Source organism: Thermocrispum municipale DSM 44069 (genome assembly GCF_000427825.1).
Lineage (GTDB): Bacteria > Actinomycetota > Actinomycetes > Mycobacteriales > Pseudonocardiaceae > Thermocrispum > Thermocrispum municipale.
Genome location: NZ_KE386593.1, coordinates 496,658 through 515,605, shown reverse-complemented (window position 1 = coordinate 515,605; position 18,948 = coordinate 496,658). Strand labels below are relative to the sequence as shown.

Here is an 18,948-nt window from a genome sequence, read left to right as displayed (position 1 = left end):
CTCGGTGAACTGGTGAAGGACGGAGATATGGACATGATCCTCAAGGTCGCCGGCGCGTTGCTCATCATCTGGCTGGCGTTCAGCGTGATCGGGTTCCTGGTCAAGGGCCTGCTCTGGCTGGCTGTGATCGGCGTCGTGTTGTTCCTGGGCACCGCCGCTTACGCCGCCATCAAGGGCGGGGCCAACCGGCACATTCGTTCCTGACGCGGGACGGGCGCGGGCACACGTGGGCGTCAGACTGGGAATTTCCGATCACCTCGACCCCTCGAGGGCGTGTGAGTGACTCGGGCAGGGTGCACCGCTCGGCCGGTCACGGTGGTCGACCAGACCGGGCCGACCGGCGCGACCGGGCCGCCTACCCGCTCGTCAGCCCGCTTGCGCGGTGTGCGGCGGGTGAAGCACTCGCCGGTGTGAGGCATCCGCCAGCCGCTCCAGCACCGTGTCGATGTCGGACTCCGACACGTCCCGGTGGGTCACGAAGCGGATCCGGCCGCCACCGCTGAGCGCCAGGATGCCCAGCTCGGTGAGCACCTTCATGGTGTTCGGCACGTCCGACACCCGGGCGAGCACGATGTTGGTCTGCGGCTCGTCGACCTCCCAGCCCAGTTCGGCCAGGCCGGTGGCGAGCCGCCGGGCGTTGGCGTGATCCATCGCCAGCGCGTCGATGTTGTCCAGCGCGCACAGTGCGGCCGCGGCCAGCACCCCGCCTTGGCGCACGCCACCGCCGAGCATCTGCCGCATGCGGCGGGCTCGCTTGACGAACTCCTCGGACCCGGCGACGACCGAACCGACCGGGGCGCCGAGCCCCTTCGACAAGCACGCCGTCACGGTGTCCGTGCCCACGGTCAACGCGGCGGGCGGAACCCCGAGCGCCACGGAGGCGTTCCACACGCGGGCTCCGTCGAGATGCACGGCAAGCCCGGCTTCCTGCGCCACCGCGACCAACTGAGCATGTTCGTGCGGGGGCACGACCGCGCCGCCCGCGTTGGTGTGCGTGTTCTCCAGGCACAGCAAGCGGGTGCGTAATCCGTAGTACGGCACGTCCCCCGCGCCCTCGACGGCACGGGTCAACGTCGCCACCGACGGCCTGCCCGGCCCGGCGTCCCACGGCAGCGCGTGCGGCATGCCCCCTGCCAGCCACGCCCCGGAGCCCTGTTCGTCGGTCAGCACGTGCGCGCCGTCCGTGGCCAGGTAGCGATCGCCGCGTTGCAGATGCAGCGACAGCGCGATGACGTTGGCCATGGTCCCCGACGGGGTCCACAACGCGGCCGGCTTGCCCAACAGCTCGGCTACCCGTTCCTCCAGCTCACGCATGGTCGGGTCATGCTCGAGCACGTTGTCGCCGACCTTCGCCGAGGCCATCGCCGCGCGCATTCTGTCGTCCGGCCGGGTCACCGTGTCCGACCGCAGGTCGACGGGATCAGCTGCCGTGAAGGTCACGGTTCGATCACATCACACGCGCGCCGGCTGCGGAAACCGGGGTGGGTGAACCGCTTTTTCGCACCGACCGCACACCCGGCGTGCAACCCTGTGCGTCATTGGTTCCGTCCTTGGACAGAAGCGGAGTGTCTGGCGCGTGGATCAGCGCGATGAGCAGGAGTTCGCGGAGTACTTCGCACGGCGACTGGATGCCGTGCGAAGTACCGCGTACTTGCTGTGTGGCGACTGGCACCGGGCCGACGATCTCGCCCAGATCGCGTTCGTCGCGCTGCATCGGCGGTGGCGCAAGATTCGCGACCGGGCGGCGCTCGACGCCTACGTCCGCCGGACGTTGGTGCGGGCGGTGATCGACGAGTCGCGTCGGCCGTGGCGGCGCGAGCGCTCCGTGGACGACATACCGGAACCGCCGGCGGCCGCGCAGCCGCAGAAAGGACTCGATGACCTCGTCGTGACCCGCGAGACCCTGTTGGAAGGCCTACGCCAGGTGCCACCGCGCCAGCGGGCGGTGCTGGTGCTGCGCTATTTCGAGGGGTTGGACGTGGCCGCGACGGCGGAAGCACTCAAGTGCTCCGAGGGCAACGTGAAGAGCCAGACGGCCCGCGGCCTGGCCGCGCTGCGTGCAGCGTTGGGGGCGGAGGTGAGCACGCATGGACGATCGTGACCTGCGGCAACTGTTCCAGCAGGCGCCCGGTGACGCGCCCCCGCCGAGCTTCGGGCTCGAGGACGTGCAGGCCGCTTCCCGCCGCGCCACGGCTCGGCGGCGAGTGCAGATCGCGATGGCCTCCGCGGCCGCTGTCCTGGTGCTCGCCGGGGGTGGCATTTTTGCGACAATTGGGACAAACTTCAGCGGAGGTAACTCCGGCAACTCGGACAGCGACATAGCTGCCGAGGCACCGCACATGCGCTCGCAAGGCGACAAGCAACCTTCCGCCAGGGACGAGCGTCCATCAGACGGTGGCCCTCCACCGGGCCGGGAATCGTCCAAGCAGGGGGGCGATGCCCAAGCAGTGCCCGAACGGAGCGCCACTCGCACCGCAAGGTGCACCGTGGTCGACCGGAAGCTCGCCACTGCCCTCGCTGGCGAGCTTCCGGTTGATCCGTCCTCCGAGCCGGTCGGCGCCGATCTGGCCTGCCCTTCCGGGGTGACGGCCGCGGCCTACCAGGTGCAGGACGGCGCGAACCGAGGTGTGATCTCGATAGCGCGGGTGCCCGCCCGGATGGCCCGGACGGCCGACTCGCTCAACCCGGACGATCTGCCGGATGCCAGCGCGACGGCCAGCGACGGTTCGGTCTTCGTGGTAGCGTCTCGCGCTGACGGCGGCGCAGCGCCGTATGCGTCCGATTTGCTCCGGATCGCCGAGGGCGTGGCAGCCGCGTGGTGAAGCGGGCGAACGGGGAGTGGCAGGATACGCAGCCGTGACCACAGCCAGCACGCCGAAAGGGGAACGCCGCCGAGCCGCGCTGGTGGAAGCGGGCGCCGAGCTGTTGGTGGAGAGCGGCTTCGACGCCGTGCGGCACCGCGCGGTGGCCGAGCGTGCCGGGCTGCCGCTGGCGTCCACGACGTACTACTTCTCCTCGTTGGACGACCTGGTCACCGCGGTGGTCGAGCACCACTCGCGCAAGGAACTGGAGCGTGGCTGGCGCAAGCTGACCGAGTTGGCCACCAGGCAGCGCGGCGCGGCCACCATCGTGGAGCTGATGCTGGACAACCTGCTCGGCCCGCGGCAGGCCACGCCGGAGGCCGACGCCGAGTACGTGCTGCTGCGCTATGAGCGGCTGGTCGCCACCGGCCGGCGACCGTACTTGCGGCCGTTGATGCGCGAACTCGGCCGCGAGCTGCGAGAACTGCTGGCGGAGGTGTTCGCCCGGTCGGGCAGGCCGGTCACCGAGGAGCAGCTGGAGCGCTACATCGCGCTGGTCGACGGCGCGGTGGTGAACGCGTTGATCGAGGCCGACCCGGAGCCGCGTGCCGTCGCCGGACGCATGCTCACTACGGCGCTGCGCGACGAGTGACACCGCGGCCTCGGCCGATCGCGCAGCTCGTGTCGCACGACGACCTCCGAGCCCTCCGCCACTCGCTGCGCAGCTTGCCGGCGCGCAGGCCCTCCACCACCCGCCGGCGCGCGGCGCCGATGAGTCAGCCCTGAGCCCTCCACCACCAGCGCAGGAGAACACCCCTTACACACTCCAGCCGACCCGGCCGCGCGGTGCATCGCGCCACAATCGGTGCGTGTCGCGCCACATTCGGTGCCTCTTGGGGTTGCGCAACCCACCCTACTGACAAGTAGGGTCGCCGCTGCTGGGTCAGCGAGGGAGGCGGTGAGCTGCATGAGCGACTCGGTCGACGTGGCGGAGAAGGCAACCCCCACGCAGCAACGCGATCGACGGGTGCGGTTCATCGACCTGCTCAAGGCCATGCCCGCCATGGCCCCGGACACGGTGCGCATGGCCACCAGCGCCATCGGGCTGCTCACGGTGAAGTCCAGCTCCGTGGCCTCGGTCGGCCTGGTCTTCCAGAAAGCCGCGCGCAAGCACCCGGAGCGGGTGTTCCTGCGCTGTGCCGACCCCGGCGGCGAGGTCCGCGAGCTGACCTACGGCGACGCCAACGAGCTGGTCAACAAGTACGCCTCGGTGCTGTCGGCGCACGGCGTCGGCGAGGGCGACGTGGTCGGCATCCTCGCCGCCAACCGTCCGGAGACGCTGCTGGTCGCGCTGGCCACGGTCAAGCTGGGCGGCATCGCGGGCATGCTCAACCATCACCAACGCGGCGACGTGCTCAACCACAGCCAGAAGCTGCTGGACAGCCGGGTGCTGGTCGTCGGCACCGAGTGTGCCGAGGCGTTCGACAGTGTGCCGGTGGAGGATCTGCGCGGCTCGGTTCTCCGGCTGCCCGAGGAAGGCAAGCAGTCGTCCGCGCTGACCGACTACCCGAGCCTGGCCGAGCTGGCCAGGTACGCGGGCTCGGACGACCCGCCGCAATGCGCCCAGGTGCGCGCGGGCGAGAAGGCGTTCTACATCTTCACCTCCGGCACCACCGGGTTGCCGAAGGCCAGCACCATGTCGCACCTGCGCTGGCTGAAGTCGATGTCCGGGATCGGTGGCCTCGGCGTGCGGCTGCGTCCGTCGGACACGCTGTACTGCTGTTTGCCGCTGTATCACAACAACGCGTTGACGGTGTCGCTGTCGTCGGTGCTGTCCGCCGGGGCGACGCTGGCGTTGGGCCGGTCGTTCTCGGTGAGCCGTTTCTGGTCCGAGGTGGTGCGGACCAAGGCGACGGCGTTCGTCTACATCGGCGAGCTGTGCCGCTATTTGCTCAATGCGCCGGAGAAGCCGGCCGAGCGCGAGCACCAGGTCCGTGTGGTGGTCGGCAACGGTCTGCGACCGGAGATCTGGTCGGAGTTCACCAAGCGGTTCGGCATCCGCCGGGTCGCGGAGTTCTACGGCGCGAGCGAGTGCAATCTGGCCTTCATCAACGCGCTGAACCTGGAGCGCACCGCGGGCATCACGCCGCTGCCGTTCGCCGTGGTCGCCTACGACCCGGTGACCGAGCGGCCCGAGCGCACGCCGTCCGGCAGGCTGCGCAAGGTCAAGACCGGCGAGGTCGGCCTGCTGCTGACCAAGATCACCAAGCGCTCCCCGTTCGACGGCTACACCGACCCGGACGCCACCGAGCAGAAGGTGGTGCGGGACGCCTTCAAGAAGGGCGACGCCTGGTTCAACACCGGCGACCTGGTTCGCAAGCAGGGCTGGAATCACGTGGCGTTCGCCGACCGGCTCGGCGACACGTTCCGGTGGAAGGGCGAGAACGTCGCCACCACCGAGGTGGAGGCCGTGCTGTCCGCGCACCCGGACATCGAGCAGGCCGTGGTGTTCGGGGTGTCGGTCCCTGGCACGGACGGCAAGGCGGGCATGGCCGCGGTGAAGCTGGCCGACGGCGCGAAGTTCGACCCGCAAGGCACGGCGGCACACCTGGTGCAGCGGCTGCCGTCCTACGCGGTGCCGCTGTTCATCCGGATCATCGACGAGGTCGAGCAGACGTCGACGTTCAAGAGTCGCAAGGTGGATCTGCGCGCCGAAGGGTTCGACCCGGGCAAGGTCTCCGATCCGCTGTACGTGCTACCGAACCGCGACTCCTACGTCGAGTTCTATCCCGAGTACCCCGGCGAGGTCGCGTCCGGCAGCGTGCGGATCTGACGCGTCACGCGCGCTGAGCGCCCCAGCGGTCGAGGTACGCCTCCCGGGCCGCCAGGCTGACCCGGATGTCCGCTACCAGTGGGTCGAAGAACTTGTCCCGGTACACCGGGTCGGTGGCCGCGGCGCCGGCGAAGTACAGCGCGGAGAAGGCCGCGAGGAAGATCGACACCTGGATGAGCTCGTTGGGCACCGGGATGGACACCCCGAACAGCCGGCCGCCCTCCGGGTCCGGCGGATGCATCAGCCAGGCCTCCATCAGCTCGTCGGTGACCGCGATGGTGCCGAACACCACGAAGAACGCGAACACCAGCAGCGCGAAGAACACGATCTGCACCGCCTGGGCGAGGAAGAAGACCAGCGCGATGTTGAACCGCTCGGGACGCGACAGCGGCTTGACGCCGCCGTCGTAGTCGTCGCGCACGTAAGGGGCAAGCGGTGTGCCCCGCAGGCGTCTGCGCAACAGCTCGGCCGTACTGTCCGACTGTTCCTCCTCGAGCTCGCGCATCTCGTCGGACACCACCGAGCGCAGGAACAGGCCGCCGAGCAGGATGAGGAACCCGACCGAGCCCCACAGGCGTCCGCGGTCCATGTAGCGGGGATCGACCAGCTGCCACACCTCGGCCGCGATGAAGGACAACAGGATCACGATCATCAGCAGGGGCAGCGCCTTGGATGCCAGCGTGCCCACGGCGTTGACCTGCTTGACCGCGACCTTGGCCGCCCACGCCAGGATCGAGCCCGCGCCCAGGTAGGTCAGCAACAACAACAGAAGCACGGCCGCCACGGTGACCGTCGCCGACACCCAGAACGCCTGCTCGTGCAAACCGGTCGACTGCTCGACGATCAGCACGACGACGCCCAGCACGAGCACCGCGATGGCGATGGGCCACTCGCCGCGCTCGCCTACGCGCCGCATCAGGCGCGACACCAGCCAGCCACCCAACGGCGGGATGACCAGAGCGCCGACGGTCAGGCCCAGCACCACCAGGGCGAAGCCGGTCGACTCGTCGCCCTCGCCCGGCCACAGCTCGGTGACCTTGGCGACGACGTAGGCCAGGATCTGCAAGATCGGCTCGATCAGCAGGAAGAACACGATCGACGGCGTCGCCCTGGGCAACAGGTCGACCCCGCGCACGCGCCGCCGCACGACCAGGGGCAGACCGCGCTGCCGAAACCACGTCTCGACCCGCTCGACCTCGCTCAGCTGATCCACATGGACAACCTAGCGGGGCAGACTGGGCCTATGCGCTGGGTTCTGCACGTCGATCTCGATCAATTCCTCGCCGCGGTCGAGATGCTGCGCCGGCCCGAGCTGCGCGGGAAACCGGTCATCGTCGGCGGACGCGGGGACCCGACGGAGCGGGCGGTGGTGGCCACGGCGTCCTACCCGGCGCGGGAGTTCGGTGTCCGGTCCGGCATGCCGATGCGCACGGCCGCCAAGAAGTGTCCCGATGCGATCTTCCTGCCTACCGACCCGGACACCTACAACGAGGCGTCGGCACACGTCATGGACGTGCTGCGGTCGTTCGAGGTGCCGGTGGAAGTGCTCGGGTGGGACGAAGCTTTCCTCGGGGTGACCAGCGACGATCCGGAGTCGTTCGCGCGGCGTGTCCAGGAGCGCGTGCGGGCGGAGACCCAGCTGGAGTGTACGGTCGGCATCGGCGACAACCGGCTGCGCGCCAAGATCGCCACGGAGTTCGGCAAGCCCGCGGGGGTCTTCCGGCTGACCGCGTCGAACTGGTTCGAGGTGATGGGTGAGCGGCCGACGGATGCCTTGCACGGCGTCGGCAGCAAAACTCGTGCGAAGCTGGCCGCACTCGGCATCCACACGGTCAACCAGCTCGCCTCGGCCGACCGGAACGCCCTCGCCGCGCGCTTCGGGCCGGTGATGGGCCCGTGGTACTGGCACCTCGCGCACGGGCGAGGCGAGACCGAGGTCGCCGCGACCCCGTACGTGGCCCGCTCGCGGAGCAGGGAAACCACGTACCAGCAGAACCTGACCGAGTGGGCGGACGTCGAACAGGCCACGGCGGAGCTCGCGCGGCGGGTCAGCGAGGACGTCGCCGCCGAGGGACGTCCGGCCGTGCGGATCGCCGTCAAAGTACGGTTCGCTCCGTTCTTCACGCGCACACGCAGCGCGAAGCTGCTTACGCCGACGTCCGATCCCGCCGAGCTGGAGAAGGCCGCACTTGACGTCCTCCGTGGGTTCGAGCGGGATCGTCCGATTCGGTTGCTGGGTGTGCGGGCGGAGTTCGAACGTTCAGATGCCCGGTAGCCGCTTGGGCAGCAGCGCAGCGAGCGCACAGAGGCCGTAGCCGAGCGCCGGACCGAACGCGCCGAAGCTCAGCTCCGCGACGTCCGACGTCCCGGTCAGGTCCGTCACCGCGTACAGGTGCACGCCGGCCAGGACCAGCAGGATCAGTGCCGCGATCCGGCGGAACGTCGACACGGCGATCTTGAACAGGAACGCCACGAAGACGATGACGGCCACCGCGACGAGCCCGATCACGATGTCCGGACGGCTCAGCTCGCCGCCCTCGCCCACGGTGTCCACGAGTGGCCCGACCCCGTGTCGGATGGCCAGGTAGCCGCACCCGAGCAGGGTCAGCCCCAACCAGACGACCTTCATCGCGGCGGATTCGAACAGCGCGGCCAGGGTGAGCACGACGCTGAGCGCGGCCAGCGGGTAGCTGAACAGGAACAGATACCAGCCACCGACGCCGTGGGCGCCTGCGTTGGACGCGGCCTCCCAGAGATCACCGGCCGACAGCGACTGCTGGCCCGCGGTGATCCAGGGCAGCAGGAACAAGCTGACGGCTTGGACGGCCAGGCCCGCGATGGCGAACAGCAGCCCGAGCCCGGGAAGGCGCAGCCGGAACGACGGCTCGTCGTAGGAAGCACCGGAATAGGACTCGGAGGATGGCTCACGCTCCGGCTCGTACCGGTCGCGCTGCGGCGCGTACCGCTGGTGGGACTCGTACCGATCGCGCGGCGCGTACGGCTCCTGGGACTCGTACCCATCGCGCGGCGCGTACCGCTGCTGGGACTCGTACCCATCGCGCGGCGCGTACGGCTGCTGGGCCGGATACGGGTCGGGTTGGGGCGGGTACTGGTCCCGCACCGGAGGCGCAGCGTGCTGGGGGTAGCGACCGGGCGGCGGGCCGGAGTTCACCGGACCCCGGCCTGGCGGATACCTGCGTCCGGGCGGGCGGCGGTGTTGGAAGGGGGGGTGAGACACGCGGGGCACCGTACCGGCTTCGGCGGGTCGACCGAAACCCGTTGATTCGAGCCGCGCAACCGCCGACACGCAGGACGCAGCGCGCTACCGTGACCGGCATGCGAGCGATGATCGTGACGACGACGACCGCTTCCGAGGAAGCCGCCCGAGCACTGGCCGCGAGCGCGGTGGACGCACGCCTGGGCGCGTGCGCGCAAGTGGTCGGCCCGATCACCAGCGTCTACCGCTGGGAAGGGGCGGTGCAGACCGAGCCGGAATGGCGCGTGGAGATCAAGACCGCCGCCGACCGCGTCTCCGCGCTCATCGACCACATCACGGCAGCGCACGACTACGACGTGCCCGAAGTCATCGCCACCCCGATTCAGGACGGCAGCGCACCTTACCTGGAGTGGATCACGGAAGAAACCCGGCCCAGCTGACGCGGGTCGGTGAACCGGTCGTGCCTGCGGTCCGGCCGAGCGTCAGACCACGCGGACGCTCGTCGCCTGGGGACCCTTCGCCCCCTGACCGATCTCGAACTCGACCCGCTGGTTCTCCTCGAGGGTGCGGAATCCGGTGCCCTGAATCTCGGAGTAGTGCACGAACACGTCGCGATCCCCGTCATCGGGCGCGATGAACCCGAAGCCCTTTTCCGAGTTGAACCACTTCACGGTGCCCTGAGCCATGTCAATCCTCTCGACGCGCCGGGAGTCAAGCATGGGCCAGATCACGGTGTCAAGAAACGTTATGGCTACGACCAGGCACAACGAATCCCAGCACGCTATACCCCCACCCGGTATCCTGGGGTTATGCATGGATACACCGAGGACAAGGACCGCTACCTGAAGCGACTGCGGCGCATCGAGGGTCAGGTCCGCGGCATCGCGCGCATGGTGGAGAACGACGAGTACTGCATCGACGTGCTGACCCAGGTCTCCGCGGTCACCAAGGCGTTGCAGGCGGTCTCCCTCGGCTTGCTCGACGAGCACTTGAAGCACTGCGTGGCCGGCGCGATCGCCGGCGGTGGCGCGGACGCGGACGCCAAAGTGGCCGAGGCGAGCGCGGCGATCGCGCGGCTGGTCAAGTCGTAGCAACGGCTGTCGGCGTCCGCTGCCTGCGCGCGGCGGAGGTGTTACGCCGCGGTTCCGTCGCCATGGCAGCGCGCGCAACCGGCCACGTCTGCGCCAGGCTCGCTCACCGCGCCAGCTCCCGCGCGCAACCGGCCCATCCGCGCCAGGTCGTCCACCACGCCGGCCCCGCGAGCCCTGGCTGCCACGCTCAGCGCACCCGCTCGCCAGCACACGGTGCCATGCCCTCCGGTTCCAACGAGCGGGCTCGTTTGGCCACCCCGCCGGCGCTCCCCACTGTGTCCGCCCGGATTGCGCGGCCGTCTCTCACCACGAGCGCTGCGCACCGACCGGCACCAGCCGCGAACCCGGCCCTCGCCCGACTCGCACCCACTCGACCGGCCTAGCCGCCGGCCGATTGGTGACCCAGCGCGATCACCACCGCACCTTGCGCGCCACTCGCGCCGAACGACACACCAAAGTTGACGAATCACGCCATGGTTATCCCGATTGATACCGCCGGACGCGGCTATTTGGACTACGTTGCACAGGCGGGGGCGCATCTCGCCGGTCTGGGGGCCGCGCGCGCTCGCACAGGGGTACGTAGGCATTGGCGCGGAGGATGATTTGCCGATCAGCACTGCGGCCCAACCCCACCCGCCCGGACAATTGCCACCGCCGGGGCACCCGCAAGGCGACAGCCGTGGCAAGTCCGGTCTGCGCGGTGTCGTGGGGTTGGCCGGTGAAGCCATGCGCACGGTGCTGCGCTCGTGGACCACGACGCCGGGGCGGCTCGCGCTCATCGCCACCGGCCTGGTGCTGCTGACGCTGATCACCGGGCTCACCGCGGCGGTGATGACGCAACAGAAGACGGACGCCGTCAGCGAGCTGACCGATCGGCGCGAGCCACTGGCCGCCGCGGCGCAGCAGGTCTACCGCGCGCTGTCGGACGCGGACGCGACGGCGTCCAGCTCCTTCCTGTCCACCGGCGAGGAGCCGCCCGCGCTCCGCGCCCGGTTCGAGAACGACATTGCGCAGGCCGGGGTCTTCCTGGCCCGCGCCGCCTCCGATCCCGACGCGGGCCCGGAGGTCTCCCGGCAGATCGACATCATCGGCAAGTACGTGCCGGTCTACGCCGAGCTGGTCGGCACCGCGCGCGCCAACAACCGGCAGGGATTCCCGGCGGGCGCGGCCTACCTGCGGGAAGCCTCCGAGCTGATGCAGTCGACGATCCTGCCCGCGGCCGAGGCGCTGTACGAGGCCGACACCAAGGCGCTGGCCGAGCGGCAGGCCGAGGCCCGCTCGGTCCCGTGGCTGACCGCGGTGCTCGTGATCGGGCTGCTGGCCGCCCTGATCGCCACGCAGCTGTACCTGAAGCGGCGCACCAATCGTGTGTTCAACATCGGACTGGTGGTGGCGACCGGGGCGATCGTGGTCGGCCTGCTGTGGAGTTCTGCCGCCTTGATCACCCAGAGCGTGTTGATCGGCAGCAGCGAGAGCCAAGGCTCCGAGCAGGTGGACCGACTGGTGCGGGCCCGCATCGCCGGCCTCAAGGCGCGGGTCGACGAGACGCTGCTGCTGGTCTCGCGCGGCGAGGGCGAGCAGTACGCCAAGGAGTTCGCCAAGGAAGCGCAGGAAATGGCGGGCAAGGACGGCAACGGCGGCCTGCTCGCCGAGGCCCGTGCCGCGGCCGACGAGCAGGACGAGCTGGCGGAGACGCTGGACAAGGCCCAGGCCAGCGCAACGGCGTGGCTGAAGGCGCACGACAAGGTCCGCAAGCTGGACGGCGAAGGCGAGTACCTGGAAGCGGCCAGTGTGGCCATCGACGACACCCGTGAGGACAGCAGCGCGCGGGCGTTCAATCAGCTCGACGTCGACCTGCGCACCGCGATCCTGCACGGCAGGCAGAGTTTCTTCGACAACGCGTCCGATGCCGGCGCCGCGCTCACGCTGTTGCCGTGGGGCTGGGTGGCATTGGGGTTGATCGCCGCCGGAGGAGTCGCGGTCGGCATGTACGAGCGGCTGAGGGAGTACCGATGAGAAAGCTGACCGCGGCCAAGGTTGCCGCCCTGCTGGTCGCGTCGGCGGTGCTCACCGGCTGCGCCGCGGGCGAGCCGCGTGATCTCTCGCCGATGGTCACGGCCGAGCCACCGATGCCCGCCAACGCGACGATCAACCCGAAGATCGAGGCGCCGGGCGGTGGAGAGGACGATTGCGGCGATCCGACCGTGAGCCTGAAGCCGCAGGGCACGGCGATCCCGCCCGGCTCGACGATGGACAAGATCCGCAAGCGCAAGAAGCTCGTCGTCGGCGTCGACCAGAACACGTTCCTGTTCGGCTTCCGCAACCCGACCACCGGTCAGCTGGAGGGCTTCGACATCGACATCGCCAAGGCGATCGCGGTGAAGCTGCTCGGGCACCCGTCGGCCGCCCAGTTCCGGGCCATTACGTCGCAGCAGCGCATCGACGCGCTCAAGAACGGGAAGGTGGACATCGTGGTCCGCACGATGACCATCAACTGCGAGCGCCGCAAGGACATCGAGTTCTCCAGCGTGTACTACGTCGCCGGCCAGCGGGTGCTGGTGAAAAAGACCTCGGACTATGACAGCCTGAAGGATCTGGGCGGCAAGCGGGTGTGCGCGACCAGCGGATCGACGTCGCTGCGCAACATCGCCCAGTCGCCCGCCAAGCCGATCCCGGTCGCGGTGGACAATTGGTCGGATTGTCTGGTGATGATGCAGCAGGGACAGGTGGAAGCCATCTCGACCGACGACACGATCCTGGCCGGAATGGCCCAGCAGGATCCCACGCTGAAGGTCGTCGGTGAGCGGTTCACCGAGGAGCCCTACGGCATCGGGATCCCGAAGGAAAACAAGGACATGGTCCGCTACGTCAACGCCGTGCTGGACGAGATTCGTGGCGGGGAGTGGCAGAAGAGCTACAACAAATGGCTCAAACCCGTGCTCGGCTCGGATTCGCCGCCGAAGCCGAAGTACCGCTAGGGGGAGTCAGCCGATGACGTCACCGGAGGATCCCATCAACACCGGTCGTGGGCAGGGCGAACCCGCGCAGTCGGCCGGGGAGAACGGTCCCGCGACCCCGCCTGCCGCGCGCCGGCCGTACTCGGCTGCCCAGTCGCACCAGCGGCAGACCTCGTCCCAGCCGATGTGGCCGGGCACCGGCGCGCAACTGCCGCCGCAGAAGCAGGCTTCGCCGGGCCGTCCTGCGGCGGGCCGGCCACCCCAGGGCGGGCCGCGGCAGGCCCGGCACGCTCGTCCGGCCGAGGGGCCGACCAAGCCCACGATGCAACCGGTGACCTTGCCGGACGAGGGCGGCGACGCCACCCAGCACGTGTCGATCCAGCCCGATGCCACCCAGCAGTGGCAGCCACCACCGGAGAATGCGCCGGAGGTCACCAGCGTGCTGCAGGTGGAGACCCCGGAGACGCGTGCGATCACGCCCCCGCCGACGCGCGCACAGCCGGCGCCGCAACCGGAGATGCCGGTGCCGAGCACGGGCAGTCTCCGCCCGATCAACGGCGAGCCGTCCGGGTCCCAGGGCACGGGCCCGCGCACCGGTTCCCAACGGACCGGCTCGCAAAGCACCGGCTCCCAAGGCACCGGTTCCCAGGTGACCGGCTCCCAAGGCACCGGTTCCCGCGGCACGGGCTGGACCGGCTCGCGCGGCACGGGCACCGGAAGCAGGCCGATGACCCGCCGCCGTACGTCCACCCAGCGCACTTCGAGCCGTCGCGGCGGCTTGGGCGCCGGCCTGGTCGACGTGCCGCCGGTGCCCTACCGCGAGCCGTCGTCCGCGGTGATGCAGGATCCGGTGGTCGCGGAGCACAAGCGTTTCTGCAGCAACTGCGGCGCGAAGGTCGGCAGGGGCAGCAAAGGGCAGCCCGGCCCCACCGAGGGCGAGTGCCCGAAGTGCGGCACCGCGTTCTACTTCAAGCCGAAGCTGCAGCCCGGCGAGCTGGTCGGTGGCCAGTACGAGGTGCTCGGCGCGCTGGCCTACGGCGGCCTCGGCTGGATCTACCTGGCGCAGGACCACAACGTGGCCGACCGCTGGGTGGTGCTCAAAGGCCTGATCGACACCGGCGACGAGAACGCGATCCAGGCGGCTCGCAGCGAGACCCGCTATCTGGCCGAGGTCGAGCACCCGAACATCGTCAAGATCTACAACTTCGTCGAGCACCCGGACCCGCAGACCGGCGCCACGGTCGGCTACATCGTCATGGAGTACGTGGGCGGGCAGTCGCTGCGGCAGCTGGCGCTGGCCCACCACAAGCGCACCGGACGCGCGGAGGGCCTGCCGATCGGCCAGGTGATCGCCTACGGCCTGGAGATCCTCCCGGCGCTCGGCTACCTGCACAGCCAGGGCCTGCTCTACTGCGACCTGAAGCCGGACAACGTCATCCAGACCAACGAGCAGCTGAAGCTGATCGACATGGGTGCGGTCCGGCGCATGGACGACTACACCAGCCCGCTGTTCTTCACCTCCGGATACAGCGCGCCCGAGCTGGCCACGCACGGCGCCAGCGTGCAGTCCGACCTGTTCACCGTGGGCCGCACCCTCGCCGTGCTGTCGTTCGAGTTCGCCGGCTACTCGTCGAAGTACAAGACGACTCTGCCGCCGCGGGAAGAAGTCCCGCTGTTCATGCTGTTCGACAGCTACTACCGCTTCCTCAAGCGGGCAACGCACGCCGACCCCGAGCGGCGGTTCGTCTCCGCGGCGGAGATGGCCGATCAGCTCAAGGGCGTGCTGCGCGAGGTCATGGCGCTGGGCACCGGCGAGCCGCGACCCGGCACGTCGACCGTGTTCAGCCCGGAGACGCACACGTTCGGCGTCGAAGCGGTGGTGCCGGAGGAGGGCAGCGGCGCCCCGCCGAGGCCGGATCCGCAGGACGTGGTGGCCGGCTTGCCGGTGCCGATGGTGGACACCGACGACCCGGCGGCCGCGTTGCTGGCCACGACGACCGCAGCCGAGCCACGAGCGGTCATCGAAGCGCTGGCGCACGCCCCGCACGACTCGATCGAGGTGCGGCTGCGCGTGGTGCGGGCTCGGGTCGCGCTCGGCGAGCTGGCCGAGGCGCACCGGCAGCTGCAGGCGGCCCAGTACATCGCGGTCAAGTCCGGATTCCCGCACGACTGGCGGTTGGAGTGGTACCGCGGGCTGATCGAACTGGTCGCCGGGCGAGCCAAGCTGGCGCACGCGGCCTTCGACGCCGTGTACGACGAGTTGCCGGGCGAGATCGCGCCGAAGCTCGCCCGCGCGGTGGCGGCGGAACTGATCGGTGACTACTTCACCGCGGCGCGCGGGTACGAGCAGGTGTGGCGCACCGACCGGTCGTATGTGAGCGCCGCCTTCGGGCTGGCGCGCGTCTACCTGGCCCAGGGTGCGCGCGAGGGCGCCATCCAGGCACTCGAGTCGATCCCGCAGACGTCGACGCACCACACCGCCGCTCAGGTCGCCGCCATCAAGATCAAGATGCGCGGCGGCGCGGACGGCACCGGCTCGCTCGAAGAGCGCGATCTGGTCGATGCGGCCAAGCGGCTGGAGCGGTTGTCGCTGGACGCCGAGCGGCACGCGCGGCTGTCGGCCGAGGTGTTGGAGGCGGCACACACGCTGGTGCAGCGGCGCAACGGGCAGCCGTCGAACGCATCGGTGCTCGGCTGCAAGCTGAACGACCGCGAGGTCCGCTTCGGGTTGGAGCGTTGCTATCGCGCGCTGGCTCGGCTGGCCGAGACGTCGGACAAACGGATCGCGCTGGTCGACAAGGCCAACAGCATTCGCCCGCGGACGATGACCTGACGGTCACCGCCTGGCCCGCCGGTCGAGCATCGCAAGTCTTCGGTCACCGGCGCCAGGCCCGAGCGGCTTCCGCCCGCGCGCAGGCTACGGACGGCAGGACGCTCCTGCCACTACGGACGGGCGTGCCGCGACGGCTGCCCGCCGCCCGCTACAGCCTGGCCCGCGGCCGCCGTGCTCCATGTGGGTGGCCGTCCGCAACGGGACGGCAGCCGTGCTCCACTGGGCCGGCCGCTACCGATCTGCGGGCGGCGGCGCCCCGCCACCAGCCACAGACTGGTGTGCCGGCAGCCGTGCTCCACTGGGCAGCCCGCTGCCCAGGCGGCCCGGTTCCGCGTCGCCCGGTGGCTCCAGCTACGGGTTGACGTCCCAGCGCTCGCGCTCTTCCTTGGACATCTTCTCGCCGATCTTGCGCCAGCCCTCGACGTCGCCGTGCTGGAGGAAGTGCTCGAGCCCCACGGTGATGAACAAGGCCCGTGCCTCCACCGCGAGCGGCCCGTCCTCGGCGTCGAGCCGTCCTTCCGCGCTGGCGTAGACCTTGCGCCCGGCGACCCCGTCGACCTTGGCGGCGATGTGCAGGACCGACCCGACCGGCACCGGCCGACGGAAGTCCGTCTCCAGCTTCCCGGTCACCGAAGGCTTGCGCAGCATCTGGCCGACGACGGCGCCCAGCGCCTCGTCGAAGGCACACGAGAGCAGCCCGCCATGGGCCAGGCCGGGCGCGCCCTGGTGGTTCTTGGTGACCTCGAAGCGGGCACGCACCACGTGGTTCTCGGCGACCTCCGTCTTGATCCGCAGCCCGCCGGGCTGCTCGGGGCCGCACGCGAAGCACTCGTCGAAGTGCGGAGGAAGCTGCTCTCCGGCGGCGGGCGCGTACTCATGGATCGTGGGCGGCTCGGTCTCGACCGGCGGCCAGGAACGCACTTTCTGACTCACCTCGCTCACGCTACCCCACCGGTAATACGGAAGCCTAAGTACTTGTCGTCTGCGCCATAGTGCCCTGGGGCGATCATCACCCCGTACAGCTGGGCGGTCAGCTCGACCTTCGTGCCCGGCTTCCATCGACCTCGTGGCTCCCAGGTGACGACGGTCCCGTCCTCGGACCACTCCCACGATCCGGACATGCGCGGCGACGTCTCGATGCGCAGCTCACGCTCGACGAGCTCACGCTTCTCCACCGGCGTGTTGAAGGTGAGGGCGATACGCAGGTCCTGCGGATAGACGCCGCCTTCGACCACGTTGGTCGTCGCGGTGACTTCCTGCTCGGGTTCGACGGTGCGGAACGAGCCGGAGATCGGGTAGCGCTTTCCGCTGGTGTCGACCGCTTCCCCGCGCCACTTGTACTTCGTCGCGAAGTCGAGCTTGGCGGTCGACTCCCACACCGTCTTGTCGCCGGAGAGCTTGCCCTCGACCGCGGTGCCCGCGTCGTCGATGAGCTCCACCGAGCGCAAGGTCCCCGCCGTGACGGAAATGCTCGCCGGCCTGCGCGGCGCGACGTTCTTCGCGCCGAACGCCGGGTCGGGAAGCACCCGAAACTCCGGCCGCTCGGACGTGGCGGGCAGGTGCCGGGCACGCTCGGTGGCCGAAGACCCACCCGCGCAGCCCGTGGCCGCGCCGATCACCAGGACGGCAGCCAGCACCGTGACTGCCACGGAGGAGTTCCGCACTGTTAAGCCCTCTCGCCGCGCTGGAGTGCACCGGGCGCCGAACATCACACACTGCGTGACGCGGCTTCGTCCGCCTCACCACGATGGGGCGAAGCATGCCCATTAAACACTGCCGTTCGCGGAGTGTGCACGTAACGGTACGCGTTGTGCATAGTCCGGTCGGGGCGAGATGGAAACCGGTCTTTCGAAACGCCGAGTTCCGGGTACGCTACCGGGAGGCCGTCGTTTTGCGTGTTCGTGGCTTCACACTCGCGGAACTTCTGACGTGAGCTGTGGCGTTCGCGCACCTGCTTTCTCGTTGGAACCGCCCGGGACGGTCGCGAGGACCCGTATGGGTGCTCGAAGCGGAGAAACGAGGAGTTAAAGCGGTGGCGCAAGGCACTGTGAAGTGGTTCAACGCCGAAAAGGGCTTCGGCTTCATCGCCCAGGACGGCGGCGAGGGTGACGTGTTCGTTCACTACTCGGAGATCGTGGGCAAGGGATTCCGGACCCTCGAGGAGAACCAGCGAGTGGAGTTCGAGATCGGTCAAGGCCAGAAGGGCCCGCAGGCCCAGCAGGTCCGGGCCATCTGACAAGCTCGGCTAACCGACCGAAGCCCCCGGTGGAGCGATCCACCGGGGGCTTCGGCATGTCGGAGCTGTCGACGTACACGTCTGGCCACCAAACCGCGGCCCAGCAGCCGCGACAACCATGAAGGAACCGGGTGCTCGAAACCTCGCGAGGAAGTGGCCGGGCTGCGCCAGTGCAGCCGCACAGCGATGGTCTACCGGCCCGGTTGCTTGCGCACGCGTCGAAAAACCATTGCGAGATGGCGGCATCGGCCGGTCGCCACGCCGCAGGCGCCAAGCCTTGCCGGTCCGGGCGGTTACCGGCACGTTCACCCTCGGCCGGCTCCGCGACGCCGGTCAGTACCGCCGGGCCTGCTGCCTGCGCTGGCTGGCCGCCTGAGCCTCCCAGGACAGCCGCTCCAGGATCCACTCCTGGGCCAGCGCCTGCGGCGAGATGCCGCGCGCCAGCGCGTGCTGCTTGAGTTCGTCGAGGGCGATCAGGTTGAACCGCAGCTGCAGCACCTGCGCGTCACCGAAGCGGCGCCCGGTGTCGGTCGTCTCCGGCGCGGTCTCCGGGGCCAACGCGGCCAGGTAGCTTTCCAGCTCCTCGTCGTCGGCCACGTGCTCCGGGTTCACCGAGTCACGATGCCTGCCTGCCTGCGCGGGCGCGGGCTTGGCACTGCGTGCTTTGGTGTTGCCTTTTGTGCTGAATCGGGGGAAGGGCACGCGGGCAACCATAACGAAAGGGTCTCGGCGTCGCCAGCGTGGCATCGGATCGACACCGTGCAACGTTGCCCAGACAGGGGAGAGCCCCCGCGCCAGGGGGAGGAACGCGGGGGCCGGAGGGGATCTCCACAGGCGCTGACCGGGGGTGTGTCAGCACGTCGATTGTGACACGAAAAGGGGGCACCGAGCGAGGTGCGATGTTGGGTTTTGCCCGAAACCCGCCATCTGCTGGCCTTGAAGCCGTCACGTTGTCGTTCACTTGGCGGTGGTACCCCGGC

Annotated in this window: 19 protein-coding genes; 12 read left to right on the top strand and 7 right to left on the bottom strand. The window is 69.6% G+C overall.

What is annotated here, in order from left to right:
- Nucleotides 1-12 precede the first annotated feature (12 nt).
- Nucleotides 13-204, top strand: a complete 192-nt coding sequence (locus YWM_RS26290) for a hypothetical protein (protein ID WP_156914827.1) — start codon at nucleotides 13-15, stop codon at nucleotides 202-204.
- A gap of 162 nt (nucleotides 205-366) precedes the next feature.
- Here the strand turns inward: YWM_RS26290 and YWM_RS24420 are convergent, their stop codons facing one another.
- Complete coding sequence (locus YWM_RS24420; protein ID WP_052345092.1) at nucleotides 367-1,440, bottom strand: threonine aldolase family protein; 1,074 nt, start codon at nucleotides 1,438-1,440, stop codon at nucleotides 367-369.
- 136 nt (nucleotides 1,441-1,576) lie between these two features.
- Here YWM_RS24420 and YWM_RS0117775 point away from each other — a divergent pair, with 136 nt between their 5' ends.
- The 4 genes from YWM_RS0117775 (at nucleotide 1,577) to YWM_RS0117760 (ending at nucleotide 5,634) form a co-directional block, all read left to right on the top strand.
- On the top strand, nucleotides 1,577-2,101 hold the full coding sequence (locus YWM_RS0117775) for a SigE family RNA polymerase sigma factor (RefSeq protein WP_028851813.1): 525 nt from the start codon (nucleotides 1,577-1,579) through the stop codon (nucleotides 2,099-2,101).
- Nucleotides 2,088-2,822 (top strand): hypothetical protein, encoded by a 735-nt coding sequence (locus YWM_RS25900; RefSeq protein WP_084612502.1) that lies wholly within the window; start codon nucleotides 2,088-2,090, stop codon nucleotides 2,820-2,822. The genes YWM_RS0117775 and YWM_RS25900 overlap by 14 nt, the downstream gene beginning before the upstream one ends.
- 34 nt (nucleotides 2,823-2,856) lie before the next feature.
- Complete coding sequence (locus YWM_RS0117765; RefSeq protein WP_028851812.1) at nucleotides 2,857-3,453, top strand: TetR/AcrR family transcriptional regulator; 597 nt, start codon at nucleotides 2,857-2,859, stop codon at nucleotides 3,451-3,453.
- A gap of 315 nt (nucleotides 3,454-3,768) precedes the next feature.
- Nucleotides 3,769-5,634: a long-chain-acyl-CoA synthetase gene (locus YWM_RS0117760; RefSeq protein ID WP_084612500.1), complete on the top strand. Its 1,866-nt coding sequence runs from the start codon at nucleotides 3,769-3,771 to the stop codon at nucleotides 5,632-5,634.
- A 4-nt stretch (nucleotides 5,635-5,638) separates the two neighbouring features.
- Here YWM_RS0117760 and YWM_RS24410 read toward each other — a convergent pair whose 3' ends face one another.
- Entirely contained in the window at nucleotides 5,639-6,847 is a 1,209-nt protein-coding gene (locus YWM_RS24410; protein ID WP_052345089.1) for a hypothetical protein, read from the bottom strand.
- 30 nt (nucleotides 6,848-6,877) lie between these two features.
- Here YWM_RS24410 and YWM_RS0117750 point away from each other — a divergent pair, with 30 nt between their 5' ends.
- On the top strand, nucleotides 6,878-7,909 hold the full coding sequence (locus YWM_RS0117750) for a DNA polymerase IV (RefSeq protein WP_028851810.1): 1,032 nt from the start codon (nucleotides 6,878-6,880) through the stop codon (nucleotides 7,907-7,909).
- Here the strand turns inward: YWM_RS0117750 and YWM_RS26960 are convergent.
- Nucleotides 7,895-8,755: a hypothetical protein gene (locus tag YWM_RS26960; protein WP_156914826.1), complete on the bottom strand. Its 861-nt coding sequence runs from the start codon at nucleotides 8,753-8,755 to the stop codon at nucleotides 7,895-7,897. The two genes, YWM_RS0117750 and YWM_RS26960, sit on opposite strands and share 15 nt — an antisense overlap.
- 215 nt (nucleotides 8,756-8,970) lie before the next feature.
- Here YWM_RS26960 and cutA point away from each other — a divergent pair, with 215 nt between their 5' ends.
- Nucleotides 8,971-9,291, top strand: coding sequence for a divalent-cation tolerance protein CutA (gene cutA / locus YWM_RS26955; RefSeq protein WP_043661908.1), 321 nt, complete (start codon nucleotides 8,971-8,973; stop codon nucleotides 9,289-9,291).
- 42 nt (nucleotides 9,292-9,333) lie between these two features.
- Here the strand turns inward: cutA and YWM_RS0117735 are convergent, their stop codons facing one another.
- The gene (locus tag YWM_RS0117735; RefSeq protein WP_028851807.1) at nucleotides 9,334-9,537 is read right to left on the bottom strand and encodes a cold-shock protein; all 204 of its coding nucleotides are present in this window, start codon (nucleotides 9,535-9,537) and stop codon (nucleotides 9,334-9,336) included.
- Nucleotides 9,538-9,660: 123 nt separating this feature from the next.
- Between YWM_RS0117735 and YWM_RS0117730 the strand changes: the two genes are divergently transcribed.
- The 4 genes from YWM_RS0117730 to YWM_RS0117715 all read left to right on the top strand — a co-directional run bounded on the left by YWM_RS0117730 (nucleotide 9,661) and on the right by YWM_RS0117715 (nucleotide 15,732).
- The gene (locus tag YWM_RS0117730) at nucleotides 9,661-9,942 is read left to right on the top strand and encodes a metal-sensitive transcriptional regulator (RefSeq protein ID WP_028851806.1); all 282 of its coding nucleotides are present in this window, start codon (nucleotides 9,661-9,663) and stop codon (nucleotides 9,940-9,942) included.
- A 603-nt stretch (nucleotides 9,943-10,545) separates the two neighbouring features.
- The gene (locus YWM_RS0117725; protein ID WP_028851805.1) at nucleotides 10,546-11,958 is read left to right on the top strand and encodes a hypothetical protein; all 1,413 of its coding nucleotides are present in this window, start codon (nucleotides 10,546-10,548) and stop codon (nucleotides 11,956-11,958) included.
- Entirely contained in the window at nucleotides 11,955-12,920 is a 966-nt protein-coding gene (locus tag YWM_RS0117720; protein ID WP_028851804.1) for a glutamate ABC transporter substrate-binding protein, read from the top strand. The genes YWM_RS0117725 and YWM_RS0117720 overlap by 4 nt, the downstream gene beginning before the upstream one ends.
- 301 nt (nucleotides 12,921-13,221) lie before the next feature.
- Nucleotides 13,222-15,732 carry a serine/threonine-protein kinase gene (locus tag YWM_RS0117715; protein WP_156914856.1) on the top strand — a complete coding sequence of 837 codons (2,511 nt, stop codon included), beginning with the start codon at nucleotides 13,222-13,224 and terminating at the stop codon, nucleotides 15,730-15,732.
- A gap of 351 nt (nucleotides 15,733-16,083) precedes the next feature.
- Here YWM_RS0117715 and YWM_RS0117710 read toward each other — a convergent pair whose 3' ends face one another.
- Both YWM_RS0117710 and YWM_RS24400 read right to left on the bottom strand, forming a co-directional pair.
- Nucleotides 16,084-16,665, bottom strand: coding sequence for a PaaI family thioesterase (locus tag YWM_RS0117710; protein ID WP_425426575.1), 582 nt, complete (start codon nucleotides 16,663-16,665; stop codon nucleotides 16,084-16,086).
- 5 nt (nucleotides 16,666-16,670) lie between these two features.
- Nucleotides 16,671-17,381 (bottom strand): Ig-like domain-containing protein, encoded by a 711-nt coding sequence (locus tag YWM_RS24400; RefSeq protein WP_052345087.1) that lies wholly within the window; start codon nucleotides 17,379-17,381, stop codon nucleotides 16,671-16,673.
- A gap of 383 nt (nucleotides 17,382-17,764) precedes the next feature.
- Here YWM_RS24400 and YWM_RS0117700 point away from each other — a divergent pair, with 383 nt between their 5' ends.
- Nucleotides 17,765-17,968 carry a cold-shock protein gene (locus tag YWM_RS0117700; RefSeq protein WP_028847088.1) on the top strand — a complete coding sequence of 68 codons (204 nt, stop codon included), beginning with the start codon at nucleotides 17,765-17,767 and terminating at the stop codon, nucleotides 17,966-17,968.
- A gap of 333 nt (nucleotides 17,969-18,301) precedes the next feature.
- Here YWM_RS0117700 and YWM_RS24395 read toward each other — a convergent pair whose 3' ends face one another.
- Complete coding sequence (locus tag YWM_RS24395; RefSeq protein ID WP_043661897.1) at nucleotides 18,302-18,670, bottom strand: hypothetical protein; 369 nt, start codon at nucleotides 18,668-18,670, stop codon at nucleotides 18,302-18,304.
- Nucleotides 18,671-18,948: the final 278 nt, after the last annotated feature.